Origin of the sequence: Halobacterium bonnevillei (genome assembly GCF_009831555.1) — an archaeon.
Classification (GTDB): domain Archaea; phylum Halobacteriota; class Halobacteria; order Halobacteriales; family Halobacteriaceae; genus Halobacterium; species Halobacterium bonnevillei.
This window is the reverse complement of record NZ_WUUU01000085.1, coordinates 1-12,983: the sequence shown is the minus strand read 5'-3', so window position 1 is coordinate 12,983 and position 12,983 is coordinate 1. Positions and strand designations below refer to the sequence as shown.

The window sequence follows — 12,983 nt, the reverse complement described above, 5'->3', positions numbered from 1 at the left end:
GCGATGCTCGCGTCCGCGTCCCCGGCGGCCGCAGTCGTTCGCTCGACGGTCGCCGCGCCGTCCGCGACAGTCACGCGGAACGCGTCGTCGTTCCAGTCGGCGAGCGGGTCCGAGACGTCCAGCACCAGGTCGGCGTCGACCCCAGCCGGGTACGATAGCGCTTCGAGGGCGTCCCGGACGTCGACGAGGCGGACCATCGGGCAGAGGTTGAGTTCTGCTTCGACGTCGTCGGCGTCCGGCACGAGGTCCAGGAGGTCCTCGCTGGTGTGCGTCCAGACGCTGACGGTGTCGACCTGCGAGTCGTGGTCCGCGAGGAACCGCAGGAGTGCGAGGCGGGCGTCGTGGTCGACGAACGCCCAGTCCCGGACCTGCAGGGTCTTGCCGTCATCACCGCTCTCGAAACTGTACGTGGCGTACGCGGCGAGGTCGCCGTCGCGCTCCCACCCGTACGCGTACGGGTCGTCGTCCCACCCGCTGAACACGCGCTTGCGCCACCACTCCTCGGTGCGGTCCATCGTGAGGTCGAAGCGCTCGCCGTGGGCGTCGTGAACGGCGGCCGCGCGCTCCCAGTCATCGGCGTCCAGCGTCACGAACTGGCCGTGGTCGTGGTCGGGCGCGAACGAGAGCGCCGACGGGTCGACGTCGTGGCTGACCGCCCGCGTGCCCGTCGCCCAGCCGTACTGCCCGTAGAACGAGCGCTTGAACGGCCAGAGCGCGGAGAACGCGACCTCGTCGCTGCGGGACTGGGCGAGGCTCTCGGCGAGCAGGTCGCGCACGTAGCCCTGCCGTCGCTGGTCGGGCGAACTCGCGACAGCGGACAGGCCGTGGAGGTCGTGGACGTCGCCGCGGACGTGCGTCCGGAAGTCGATGTGCTTGCAGGCGGTCAGGAGGTCGTCGCCGTCGTAGAGGCCGTACCGGTCGCCGATTTCGGCGCCCGCGGGCAAGTCCTCGAGGTCCGACTCGTCGAACGGACCCTGCTCCGGGCGGAAGGCGTACGAGACGAGGGACTGGAACGCATCCACGTCTTCGTCGGGAATTGGGCGGAACTCGGGCATACGAACGAAACGACGCGAGTCCCGCTTGAAGGTGTCGGGAACGTGTCAACGACTCCCCAACGGGGACGGCGTGAACGAATCCTTGAGCGGGTTCAGAATCCGCGCTGGTACTGGACCGGGATGTCGACCGCGTCCTCGCGGCCGAGGTCGGCGGCGGCGTGCAGGGGGAAGTAGGGGTCGCGGAGGAACTTCCGGCCGACGAAGGCGAGGTCCGCGCGCTCGTTGCGGACCAGGGCGTCGGCCTGCTCGGCGGTCGTGATGCCGCCGACGGCGCCGACCTTCACGTCGGTGTCGCGTTCCTCGCGGATGCGTTCGGCGAACCGGACCTGGTAGTTCGGGCCGACCCAGTCGACGTCCTGGTCCGGGTGGATGCCGCCCGACGAGACGTCGATGAGGTCGGCGCCGGCGTCGGAGAGGTCGTCTGCGAGCCGGACCGACTGCTCGACGTCCCAGGAATCGCGGTCGTCCAGCCAGTCGGTCGCCGAGATGCGGACGAACACGGGCTTCTCGTCGCCGAACTCGTCGCGGACTGCCGCGGTGACCTCCCGGACGAGTCGGGTGCGGTTCCGGAAGCTGCCGCCGTACTCGTCGTCGCGGTCGTTGGTCACCGGGGAGAGGAACTGGTGGAGGAGGTAGCCGTGGGCGGCGTGCACCTCCGCGATTTCGAAGCCGGCCTCGCGGGCGCGCCGCGCCCCCTCCCGGAAGGATTCGACGACGTCGGCGATGCCGTCGGCGTCGAGCCGGTTGGTCGCCGGCGGTTCGTCGTCGTAGGGGTAGGGGGCGGCCGTCGCGCCGACGGTCTCCCAGCCGGCCCTCGTCGGGCGGGAGCGGGTCGCTGCCGTCCCAGGGACGGGTCTTGGAGGCTTTCCGGCCGGCGTGCGCGAGCTGGATACCGGGTACCGCCCCGTGGGACCGCACGAACTCCGCAATCGGCGCGAGCGCGTCACGGTGGTCGTCGCTCCAGATGCCGAGGTCCTCGGGTGTGATGCGGCCGCGCGGTTCGACCGCGGTGGCCTCCGTCATGACCACGCCGGCGCCGCCGGCGGCACGCGACCCGAGGTGGACGCGGTGCCAGTCTGTCGCGAGGCCGTCCCGGTCGTCACAGGAGTACTGGCACATCGGCGACACGACGAACCGGTTCCGGACGGTCGTCTCGCGGAGGTCCAGCGGCGAGAACACGTCGTCAGTCATCACGTGGTCGTAGCGGTCCAGGTGGTTTAGCCGGCGCGGCCGAGGGCGTGCTTGCCGGCTTCTGACGGACCGGGCGTAGCGACGACCGCCAGCGACCGGGATGTCAGTACACCCGAATACCAATTTTATCCAACAAAGGCCGTCCAAAATATTTATCTCGCTCGTGACTGTGTGTACACGTAGCAATGTCAGACGCTTCCCAGGGGCGCGAGTGGACGGACGACCCCGAGACGTTCACCGGCGCGCTCGACGACCTCAAGTCCGAGGGCTGTCTCCTCCTCGTGCTCGAATCCGCCGGGAGTGACGCCAGCAGCGCCGGCTGTCGGCGGATGCTCGGCGACGATACCGTAGACGACCGCCGGCGCCTGTTCGTGCTCACGGACACGGAGGCGCGAACGCACCAGGGCGTCCGGACAGCCGACCACGGGACCACCCAGCGCGCCGTCGCCTATCGGACCGCTGCCCGGAACGCCGTGGCCGCCAGTACGAACGCTGACGAAGTCCCGACCACGACGGTGCGAACGGACCTGGACGACCTCGCGGACACCGTCGAATCGGAGGTCGCCGCGCTCGCGCCCGCGGACGGGTTCGAAGCCGGGCAGTTGCGCGTCTGTCTGGACGCCCTCGACGAACTGCTGGCGGACACCGACCTCCTGGACGTGCTCCAGTTCACGAAACGTCTCCGCGAGGCAGTGACGGACGCGAACGGCATCGCGCACGTGCACGTGGGCACGCACGTCCCCGGCATCGCCGTCGAGGGTCTCCTCCCGCAGTTCGACGCGGTCGTCGAAGTCGCGGACGACGACGACCCCCGGCAGCGCTGGCACCTCCCCGACGAGTCCCTGTCCACGCGCTGGATCGAACTCTGAGCAGAACTGCGTGCGGCTCTTTCTCCGGGCTCAGCGGACTACTCGAGGTCGGACAGCTCCTCCGGCTCCGAGTCGTCGAGCGCCATGCCCTCCGACTCGGGTTCGAGGTACTCCTCGGGTTCGTCGCCGTTCTCCTGGGCGTCTCCGTCCCCGCCGTTCTCTGGTTCGTCGCCGTTCTCCTGGGCGTCTCCGTCCCCGCCGTTCTCTGGTTCGTCGCCGTTCTCCTGGGCGTCTCCGGAGTCGGCGTCTGGCTCGCTGTCCGCGCGTTCGCCGGCGACCTCGATCTCGGCCTCGATTTCGATGGAGACACCGGGAGCGTTCAGTTCCGCCTCGAACTCGTCTTCCTCGCCGGCTTCGACTTCGAGTTCGGTCGAATCCACGTCCACTTCTACCTCGGTGTCGACGTACGTTTTTCCCATACACCGTGCAACGCCGCCCGGAAGTGTAAGCGATTCGGCTACATTCGGCGGCGGCCGACCTGGACCGCCGGAGTGTGGGCCGCCGGAGTTAGCGTCGTTCGCGGTGGAGGACTTCGTCGACGCCCCTGCGCGGGAGGCGTTCGGGTTCGTCGCCGCCGCTCGGGCCGACGGCGATGAGGACGACCGGCACGGTGTCCGCCGGCAGGTCGACGAACTCGGCGGCGGCCTCGAAGTCGAACCCGGTCATGGGCGTGGCGGTGAGCCCGCGGGCGTGGGCCGACAGCAGCAGATTCTGGGCGGCGAGGCTCGCGTTCCGCACGGCGTAGTCGCGGCCGGCGCGGTCGCTCTCGTAGCCCGCGACAGTCTGGGCTTTGATCTCCTCGCCGGTCTCGGCGTCGAAGCGGCCGGCCTCGACCCACTCCTCGAAGACGCGGTCCGCGGTCTTCGGGTCCGTGTGGCCGGCGACGAGAATCGCCGTGCCGGCCTCCTTCAGGTGTTGCTGGCCGTACGCGATGTCGACGAGTTCGTCGAGGCGGTCGTCGTCCTGGATGGCGACGAACTCCCACGGCTGGAGGTTGTACGACGAGGGCGCGTACGTCGCGTCCTCGACGAGCGCTTCCAGCGTCTCGTCGGCCAGGTCGGCGTTCGCGTCGAAGTTGTGGCCGGAGCGTCGCGCTCGTAGCGCGTCGATGGCCGCATCGCTTCGGAACTGTTGGGTGCCTTCTGACATCTACTAACGAAACGTTACCCGTATGTAGGCGTCTGTCGCAGTCGGTGGTCCCCGCCGCTTCGGGAGTGTGATCGGTTCCCAGGGGGCCGCGGGGCTGCTGGGTGGGTTCGCCGCGGGCGTGCAAGCGAGGGCTCGCTGCCTCTCCGGTCCGCATTCGGGAGTACGGTTTTGGTGTTCCCGGCCCCAGTTTCCGGCATGACTCGCACGGCAGTAATCGCGGGTGTGGGGCCCGGTCTCGGGGAATCGCTCGCTCGCAGATTCGTCACAGAGGGCTGCCAGGTCGGCCTGCTGGCGAGGTCGGCGAACTACCTCGATGGGCTCTCGGCGGACCTCGGCGAGGACGCGCTCGCAGTTCCCACGGACGTCACGAAGCGAGCGGAGGTCGAGGCCGCGTTCGACGCGGTCCGGGAGGCGTTCGGCCCCGTGGACGTCCTCGTGAATCACGCCAGCGGCGGCGCCTGGAAGGGCGTCACGGACATCACGCCCGCGGAGTTCGACGACGCGCTCGCAGTGTCGGCGCGCGGCGGTCTGCTGTGTTCGCAGGCGGCGCTCCCGGACATGCTCGACGGAAACGGCGGGACTATCATCTTCACGGGCGCCACGTCCGCCGTCCGCGGGCGCGGCGGTGCGGCCGGGTTCAGCGCAGCGAAGTTCGCGGTCCGGGGGCTCGCGGAGTCGATGGCGCGAGAACTCGGTCCCCGGGGCGTCCACGTCGCTCACGTCGTCATCGACGGCCAGATTCTCCCGCCCGGGGCGGGATCGAACGGTCTGCCGAGAGGCCGAGACGAGTACCTCGACCCCGACGAGATTGCGGCGTCGTACTGGCACCTCGTGGAGCAGGACGAGTCCGCGTGGACGTTGGAGCTGGACCTGCGGCCGCACGTCGAGGAGTTCTAGGGGCTCCAGAAGTCGTCGGGCCCGTGGTCGTCCTGCCAGGCGAACGCGAACAGGCGCCGCGCCGGCAGGCGGTCGAGCGTCCGGCCGTCCGCGCTCTCGCCGGTCGACGGGTCCCAGATTGTGCCGTCAGCGGTGAATCCGTCCGCGGTCGCCTCGAAGTCGAAGCCGGGGTTCTCGAAGGCGTGGACGCCGTCGTCGCTCGCGAAGACGACGACCGACCGGTCGCCGACTGTCGCGGTGGCGACCCCGCAAGCAGCGTCTACCTTCGGGAGCGGGAACCCCATCGCGTCGTCGCCGGCCTCGACACCGAGTACCACCGTCTTCGGGTCGATGTCGTCGCGCTCCCAGGTCCGGCTCTCACCCTCGCCGCGGTGTGCGGCCAGCCCGAACCCGTCGCTCTCGAAGTACGACTCGTAGGGGGCGTCGTCGTAGTCGACCGGCGCGGGTTCGTCGGTGTCGCTCGCGGCTTCGCTCTCCGCGTCCGCCGGTTGGAGAACCACGCCGTCCGGTTCGGCCTCCCGGAAGGCCTCGTACGTCGTCATGCGCGCGGGGAGGACCGCGAGTGACTCGCCCTCGAACTCCCCGGCGATGCACTCTCCGAGGGACTGCTTCCACTCGGAGTCGGTCTCGCGGTCGTACATCACGAGGTCGTCGTCCGCGAGTTTCCCGGACACGCCGAACGCCAACACGCGGTCGTCGACCCGGCGGTCGTAGACCACGGCGCTCCCACAAAGCGGGCACCAGGTGACCGCGACGGGGTCGCCGTCCACCGCGTCGTTGACGATCTCGTGGTAGTTCAGAATCCGCACCGGGTACGCTTTCGGCGGGTCGTCGCCGACAACGAGGACGTCGTCGTCCGGGTCACCCGCGTACGACTCCCCGAATGTCGGGTCGTCGATACTCGGAATCGCGTCCTTCGGGAGGACGTTCTGGACGTTCACACCCCAAGCTACGGGGCTGCGGTGAAAACAATTACCCGTCGGAGCCACCCTCAGTGGTGGTGCTGGTGCTCGTGTCCGTGGTCGCCGGCGCGGGTGAAGTGCCCCGAGAACGCACGGTCGACGACTTCCGGGAGTGCGGGGTGGATGTGAACGGACTCCCGGATGTCGCGGACGGTCCCGGACCCTGCCTTCATCGCGACGACGACCTCCTGAATCAGCGTCGAGGCGTCGGGTCCCACGATGTGGCAGCCGAGAATCTCGCCCTCCAGGTCGATGAGCGCCTTCACGAATCCCTCGGCGTGCATCGCGTCCCCCCGGGCGGTGTCCTCGAAGCGGTAGGTGTTCGTCGCGTACTCGCGGTCGGCGTCCTGCAGTGCCGCCTCCGTCGCGCCGACGCCGGCCACCTCGGGGGACGCGAACACCGCGTACGGCATCGCCGAGTAGTCAACGGGCTCGCGCTCACGACCGAAGATGTTCCGCGCGACAGCTCGTGCCTCGTGGTTCGCGTTGTGCTTCAGGAGGTACTCGCCGACGATGTCGCCGACCGCCCACACGTCCTCGACGTCCGTCTCGAGATAGCCGTCGGTCTCCACGAAGCCGCGGTCGTCCGTCCGCACGCCGGTCGCGTCGAGGTTCAGCGTGTCCGTGTTCGGTCTCCGACCCGCGGCGACGAGCAGTTCGTCGCCCGTGAGGGACACCGACTCACCGCCCTCGACGATGCCGCCGTCCTCGCCCTCGTCGCCGTACTCGTATTCGGCGGCCTGGACGGTGATTTCACCCCCGGACTCGGAGACGCCGGTCACTTCCAGGCCAGTGTAGACGTCGAAGCGGTCGGCGTACCGGTCCGTGAACGCCGCCGCGACATCCTCGTCCGCGTCCGGCAGGAGGTTCGGTCGACGGCCGACGATGGAGATTTCGCTGCCGAACGTCCCGAAGAAGTGGCCGAGTTCCGCCGCGATGTAACCGCCGCCGACGACGACCAGGTGCTCCGGCGGCGTCTCCAACTGGAGGGCCTCGGTGCTCGTGAGGTAGTCGACGTCCTCGATGCCGTCGATCGGGGGAATCGCGGGCCGCGTTCCGGCAGCGATCAGAATAGTGTCGGCGCGCATCCGTGCCCCCTCGTCCGGACCGCTGACGACTTCGAGTTCGTGGTCGTCGACGAACTGCGCCTCCCCCTCGTAGAGCGTGTGCTGGTCCGAGGAACGGAGCCCGCGCCGGATCGACTCCGAGTCCGCCTCCACCTCCTCGTTGACCTCGCGAACGATGTCCGCGAACGCAACGTCGTTCACGTCGGCGTCGATGTGGAACTCGTCGGCGCGCTCGACGGTCTCGAGGACGTCGGCGTGGTACAGCAGGAGTTTCGACGGGATGCACCCGCGGTTGAGGCACGTGCCGCCGATCGCCCCCTTCTCCACGATAGCGACCGACTGGCCCTGGTTCGCGGCGACGTTCGCCACGTCCAGCCCGGACCCCGTACCGACGACCAGGAAGTCGAACGTGTCCATGGTGTATCCACGCGTCCAGGTCCAATGAAGGTACCCGCTGTCGAGGGTCTCGCCCCGTCTGAGGCCTGACCTGTACGCGACGCGAACCGGTCTCGCGGCGCTGACGGTCGCGTGTAGTCCGCGTGGTGGAGTGGCGCGTCGATTGCACTTGTGAAACGGAGCGTCGGCCGCGCGCTGGCCGCGCGATGCGCGGCGACCCCCGGAATAGCATTTTGTCCGACAGGCTCGCGGTGAAATTTCCTAATCTGCCGGTAGAGCGCCTAGAACTCGGTATCAAACCCAGTTAACTGGGGTTAATCGCGCGCGACGGCCGTCCCCGTATATACGTGGCTGGTCGATAGGAGCAACTGTCATGAGGCACACGACACTCGTCACTGCTGCGCTGGTGGTCCTCGCGGCGGCCATCGCGCCGCTCGGCGTGGCGGCCCTCCCGGCCAGTGACGCGACCACCTCGAGCAGCGCAGCGACACCAGTGGCGACCAACGAACCCCGGGCGAACGAGACGAACGTCTCCCCCGGCGAACAGCTGAGCGCCGTCGCCGGCATCCAGGAGGCCGAAATCGGCGGCGAAATCGAACGTCGGTCGTTCGGCATCCGAATCGCCAACGCGGCCAGCAATGACTCCAAAGCTGACGTCGTCGGCGAGACGGTGGGCGACCTGCAGGAGCGACTCGCCGACCTCCGTGCGGAGAAGCAGCGACTCCGCGAAGCGCGTGACGACGGGTCGATGAGCCGGAGCCAGTACGCGGCCCGTATGGCGGAACTGTCGGCGAAAACCGATTCCGTCCGCCGGCTCGCCACACGGACCGAGGCCGCCTCGGGCGAACTGCCCTCCGAGGTGCTCCGCGAACGCGGCGTGAACGTCACCGCGATTCAGTCCCTTCGGCACGACGCGGCGAACGTGACCGGGCCGGACGTGGCTGCCGTCGCACGCGCCATCGGCGGACCCGGCCTCGGCAACGGTTCGGACGGGATGCAAGGGCCGCCCGAGAACGTGACGCGGGGCACAGACGGCGAGGCTGTGAGCGCCGCAGCCGACGTCGAGCAGGCGGCGACGACCGTCCAGCGAGCGTCCGACAGCGTCGAGCGCGCCGACGAACTCGTGACCGGCGCACAAACCGATGCTGCTGACGCGCTGGAAACTGCGAAGGCGCAACTCGAGGAGGCGAACGCCACGCTCGAAGAAGCGCGCGCAGCACTCGACGCGGGCGACGAAGCGGAAGCCGCTGCGCTCGCCGAACAGGCGCTCGAGCAGGCGTCTGACGCCGAGGAGCACGCACAGACGGCACTCGAACGGTCCGGCGGGTCCGCGGGCGGTGGACAGGCTGACGGCGACGCGACCAACCACGACGGGTAACGACCTCCGCGTCCCCGTCACCGCTGCCCGCTGCCGTCTGCTCGGACTGCGAGCTACTCTCTGGAACTCTCGTTTTCCCAACGTAGCGGTATCACCCGAGCGGGTACCTGAACCCCGAGTTATTTGTCCCCGCGTGACACACTCGAGGACGATTAGATGACGACGGACGAGACGAGCGCTCAGCCGCGAGCAGTCGGCGAGGCGCTCGACCGGATCGAAGACGCCGCCCGAGAGCTTGGCGTACCCGCTGAGACCACGGAGACCGCAGTCGCGGTGTTCCGTCGCCACCGGGACCAACGGGGGGTTCACTCCTACGACGTCGAGACGGCGGCCGCGGCCTGCCTCTACGTCGCGTGCAAGGTCGAACGCGTGCCGCGAACCGTCGACGAGGTGGTCGACGCGACGGGCGCGGACCGGACGCAGTTGCTCCGGCGCGCGAAGGAGGTGACCAGCGAACTCGGCATCGACCTCTCGGGGTTCGCCGACGCCAGCCAGTACGTCGAGCGGTACGCCGACGAACTGGACCTGCCCGAACCCGTCGCTGAGCGCGCCCGCGAGGTGATCGCCCGGTGCGAGGAGGCCGGCATCGCCGGCGGGAAGTCGCCCAGCGGCTGGGCGGCGGCCGCCATCTACAACGCCTGCGTCGAAGCGGACATGGACGTCCGCCAGGACACGCTGACGGAGCTGGCGGACGTCACACACGTGACCATCAGGAACCGTTACAAGGAGCAACGCGAGGTGCTCCGGGAGCAGAATCCGCCGCCGGAGACGGCTGTCGCCGCGGTGGACTGGTACTGCGAGCACCTGCCGGCTTCCGAGTACGTCGCGTCGAGCGCGAAGGAATTACTGGCGGCGGCCGACGGCGCGTACGACCTGGACGAGGACCCCGCGGCGTGGGCGGCTGCCGCGCTCCGGGTCGCGGGAAAACGAGCGGGCGCCGCCATCGGCATGAAGGCGCTGAAGACGCCGGCGGGCTGTTCGTCGTCGGCAATCCACGAGCGCGCCAGCGACCTCGAATCAGTGTAGCAGTCGGGAATCGGCGTCGCGTCCGGAATTACAGGATGCGCCGCGCGCACTCGAAGGCGTCGTCGAGGTCGGCGACGTAGTCAGCCGCCGTCGGGTCGAGGCTGTTCTCGGTGACGGCGTCTGCCGAGCCGGAGGCGTGCACGAAGGATCGGCCGCCAGTGGAGATCGCGACGTGGCCGGGGAAGAACAGCAGGTCGCCGGGCTCCAGGTGGTCGCGCTCGACTGGGTCGCCGATGGACCGCTGCTGGTCGGCATCCCGCGGCAGTACTACGCCGTTCCGGAAGTACGCGACCCAGACGAGTCCGCTGCAGTCGATACCGGCCTCGCTCACGCCACCCCACCGGTAGGGAGTGCCGAGATACTGGCGCGCCTGCGCGACGATTGACTCGCCCGTGGGGCTCTGGACCGCGCCGCCCGCTTCGACGACCTCGGAGTCGACGGCCACTTCGGCGCCAGTTCGGAAGCGCAGTCGGCCGTCCCCGAGAACCTCGCACTCCGTGGCGCGCGGCAGGGAGACGCCGTCCACCGTCAGGTCGTCAGTGGTCACGAAGCCGTCCGCGTCGAACGGAACCGGGTCACGGAGTCCCCGGTCGTCGACCCACCCGAAGTAGCCGTCGGGAACGCGAATCCGTCGCCATCCGCCGGCGGCGTCGTACGCGGTCGCGCTGGCGCCGTACCTGAGTTCGGTGACGCGCTCGGCGTCCGCATCCGGGTCGCTGCGTACGGGGAGAATCCGCTCGGCCGTCGTGACGGGACTGCCGATTGCGTCGAGGACGGTGACATCGGCGGAAACTGGCTCGTCGACGGCAGCGCGCGCGGCGGCGAGGGCGTGCCGGCGAAACCGGTCGCTGGAAACCACGCCTGTCAGACTGAGCGGGCCTGACTCGACGCGCAAGTCGTAGACTGCAACCCGTTCGTCCGGCGCGCGTCGGGTGCGGCATCGCTGCACTGCGAGGCTCGCACGACGTGCAGGGTCCATGCCGTCGCCGATGCGACAGTGGGTCAAGAATCTTCGGCCAGCACGGGGATGAACTCCCGCTGCTCGGCGAGAATCGACGGGTCCAGGTCCGCGACCAGCGTGCGTTCGTCGCGGTTCAGCGCGTGACTGACCGTCCCGTCGGGCCGCACGACCGCCGACCGCCCGGCGTACGCGACCGTTTCCGCGTCCGCCATGTCGCGTTTCCCGTGCGGCCGCACCCGACGACCCACCGCACCCCGTCGAGCGCGCGAGCGCGAAGCAGGAGTCGCCAGTTCTCGCTGTACGAGCCGGGCCACGCGCCGACGACGAACAGGGCGTTTACGCCCTCGCGTGCGAACGCGGCGCTGACGTCCACGAAATTGAGGTCGTAGCACGTGACGACGCCGGCTTCACCGACCGGCGTGTCGATGGTGACCGCGTCGTCGCCGGTCGCGAGCACGTCCTGTTCGCCCGCCCAGAGGTTGCGCTTCCGGTAGTACGTCCGGTCGCCGTCGGGCGTGACGTAGACGACCGCGTTGTAGTAGTCGTCGGCGACCTCGACGAACCCGGCGAGCACGGCGACGTCGTAGTCGGCGGCGTAGGTGTCGAGGCGGTCGAGTTCCCTGCCGTCGCGAGCCAGTGCCGCGTCGTACACGCGTTCGTCGGCGACGAACCCGGTGAGGGCGTACTCGGGGAACAGCGCGACGTCCACGCCGTCGTCGAGACTGGCGAGGCGCTCCCCGACGGTGGCGAGGTTGGCCTGGGGTGCGAGGTCCGCGACGGCCATCTGGCAGGCGGCGACAGTCGGCGTTGGCACGTCCAGTGGTCGGCGACCGGCCAGCAAAAACCCGACGATCAACCTTTATACGAATGTGAGTAAACTCTTTATCATTGGCCCGTGAAGGAAGTGTCATGGGACAAGAAGCCATCCGTCGTCGCGAGCGACTCTACGTCGACGGTGAGTGGGTGGCGGGGCCGGACACGTTCCCCGTGACCGACCTCGCCGACGGCGGTACGTTCGCGGAGGTCGCAGCGGCGGACGAACCACACGCCGAGCGCGCGCTCGCGGCCGCAGCGGCCGCGAAACCCGCGCTCCGGGAAACGACGATTCCGCAGCGCTGCGAGTGGCTGCAAGCGATTGCCGACGGCCTCCGAGACAGGAAGGCGGAACTCGCGGAAGTCATCGTCCGGGAAGCCGGGAAACCGATTTCGAGCGCGCGCGGCGAAGTCGAGAGCGCGGCCGAGCGCTTCGAACGCGCCATCGAGGAAGCCCGCCACCTCAAAGGCGAGTACCGGGAGGGAACGACGTCGGGCCACGAGGGCTGGGAAGCCATCGTGAAGCCCGAGCCGGTGGGCGCGGTGCTGTGCATCACGCCGTACAACTACCCGCTGGCGACGACCGCGCTCCAGGTCGCGCCGGCGCTGGCGGCCGGCAACGCCGTCGTGTTGAAGCCGGCGAGCAAGACGCCCGTGAGCGGCGCCATCCTCTCGGAGATCGTCGCCGACGTGCCGATGCCGGACGGCGCGTTCAACTTCGTGCCGGGGCGGGCGAGCGAAATCGGCGACGCGCTTGCCGGCGACGACCGCGTGAACGCCATCGCGATGACCGGGTCATCGGGCGCGGGCAAGCACGTCGCCCACGAATCCGGGATGGTGAACCTCCACATGGAACTCGGCGGGAACGCGCCCGCCGTCGTCTTCGAGGACGCCGACCTCGAGCAGGCGGCGGCCGCGGCCGCGAAGGGATCGCTGAAGTACGCGGGCCAGCGCTGTTCGGCGATCTCGCGCGTGCTCGCCCACGAGTCGGTCCACGACGACCTCGTGGAGCGCATCGACGCCCGGTTCGACGACTGGGTGCTGGGCGACCTCTTCGACGACGACACCGACCTCGGCCCGCTGGTCAGCGCCGAGCAGGCCGACTGGGTCGAGGAACTGGTCGACGACGCCGTGGAGCGCGGCGCGCGCGTCGTCCGCGGGGGCGACCGCTACGAGGCCGCGGACGGCGTCCACGTCTTCGAGCCGACCCTGCTGGCGG

General features: G+C 69.4%; 11 protein-coding genes and 2 pseudogenes. 5 read left to right on the top strand and 8 right to left on the bottom strand.

The features are described 5' to 3' along the window. Both GRX66_RS11115 and GRX66_RS11110 read right to left on the bottom strand, forming a co-directional pair. A partial coding sequence (locus GRX66_RS11115; protein WP_159526622.1) for a GNAT family N-acetyltransferase occupies positions 1-1,055 on the bottom strand: 1,055 nt, incomplete at its 3' end. A gap of 92 nt (positions 1,056-1,147) precedes the next feature. Beyond that, positions 1,148-2,246: pseudogene (locus GRX66_RS11110) on the bottom strand (NADH:flavin oxidoreductase/NADH oxidase). 185 nt (positions 2,247-2,431) lie between these two features. On the opposite strand from GRX66_RS11110, the gene GRX66_RS11105 reads away from it, so the two are divergent. Continuing rightward, positions 2,432-3,115 carry a DUF7504 family protein gene (locus GRX66_RS11105; RefSeq protein ID WP_159526621.1) on the top strand — a complete coding sequence of 228 codons (684 nt, stop codon included), beginning with the start codon at positions 2,432-2,434 and terminating at the stop codon, positions 3,113-3,115. A gap of 38 nt (positions 3,116-3,153) precedes the next feature. Here the strand turns inward: GRX66_RS11105 and GRX66_RS11100 are convergent, their stop codons facing one another. Then, positions 3,154-3,534, bottom strand: coding sequence for a hypothetical protein (locus GRX66_RS11100; RefSeq protein ID WP_159526620.1), 381 nt, complete (start codon positions 3,532-3,534; stop codon positions 3,154-3,156). 88 nt (positions 3,535-3,622) lie between these two features. After that, on the bottom strand, positions 3,623-4,264 hold the full coding sequence (locus tag GRX66_RS11095) for a nitroreductase family protein (protein WP_159526619.1): 642 nt from the start codon (positions 4,262-4,264) through the stop codon (positions 3,623-3,625). A gap of 195 nt (positions 4,265-4,459) precedes the next feature. On the opposite strand from GRX66_RS11095, the gene GRX66_RS11090 reads away from it, so the two are divergent. Continuing rightward, on the top strand, positions 4,460-5,161 hold the full coding sequence (locus GRX66_RS11090) for an SDR family NAD(P)-dependent oxidoreductase (protein WP_159526618.1): 702 nt from the start codon (positions 4,460-4,462) through the stop codon (positions 5,159-5,161). Here GRX66_RS11090 and GRX66_RS11085 read toward each other — a convergent pair. Both GRX66_RS11085 and GRX66_RS11080 read right to left on the bottom strand, forming a co-directional pair. Further along, entirely contained in the window at positions 5,158-6,102 is a 945-nt protein-coding gene (locus tag GRX66_RS11085) for a DUF3179 domain-containing protein (RefSeq protein WP_325064070.1), read from the bottom strand. The genes GRX66_RS11090 and GRX66_RS11085 overlap by 4 nt on opposite strands. Before the next feature lie 50 nt (positions 6,103-6,152). Further along, positions 6,153-7,607 carry a dihydrolipoyl dehydrogenase gene (locus GRX66_RS11080; RefSeq protein WP_159526617.1) on the bottom strand — a complete coding sequence of 485 codons (1,455 nt, stop codon included), beginning with the start codon at positions 7,605-7,607 and terminating at the stop codon, positions 6,153-6,155. 352 nt (positions 7,608-7,959) lie between these two features. Here GRX66_RS11080 and GRX66_RS11075 point away from each other — a divergent pair, with 352 nt between their 5' ends. Together GRX66_RS11075 and GRX66_RS11070 are read left to right on the top strand one after the other, a co-directional pair. After that, positions 7,960-8,964, top strand: a complete 1,005-nt coding sequence (locus tag GRX66_RS11075; protein WP_159526616.1) for a hypothetical protein — start codon at positions 7,960-7,962, stop codon at positions 8,962-8,964. A 156-nt stretch (positions 8,965-9,120) separates the two neighbouring features. Next, the gene (locus GRX66_RS11070) at positions 9,121-9,990 is read left to right on the top strand and encodes a transcription initiation factor IIB family protein (RefSeq protein ID WP_159526615.1); all 870 of its coding nucleotides are present in this window, start codon (positions 9,121-9,123) and stop codon (positions 9,988-9,990) included. Positions 9,991-10,018: 28 nt separating this feature from the next. Here the strand turns inward: GRX66_RS11070 and GRX66_RS11065 are convergent, their stop codons facing one another. Both GRX66_RS11065 and GRX66_RS11060 read right to left on the bottom strand, forming a co-directional pair. After that, positions 10,019-10,969: a C40 family peptidase gene (locus GRX66_RS11065; protein WP_159526614.1), complete on the bottom strand. Its 951-nt coding sequence runs from the start codon at positions 10,967-10,969 to the stop codon at positions 10,019-10,021. Positions 10,970-10,992: 23 nt separating this feature from the next. Continuing rightward, positions 10,993-11,735, bottom strand: a pseudogene (locus tag GRX66_RS11060) (carbon-nitrogen hydrolase family protein). 125 nt (positions 11,736-11,860) lie between these two features. Here GRX66_RS11060 and GRX66_RS11055 point away from each other — a divergent pair. Then, positions 11,861-12,983, top strand: a 1,123-nt coding sequence (locus GRX66_RS11055) for an aldehyde dehydrogenase family protein (protein WP_159526613.1), incomplete at its 3' end; no start/stop codon positions are given.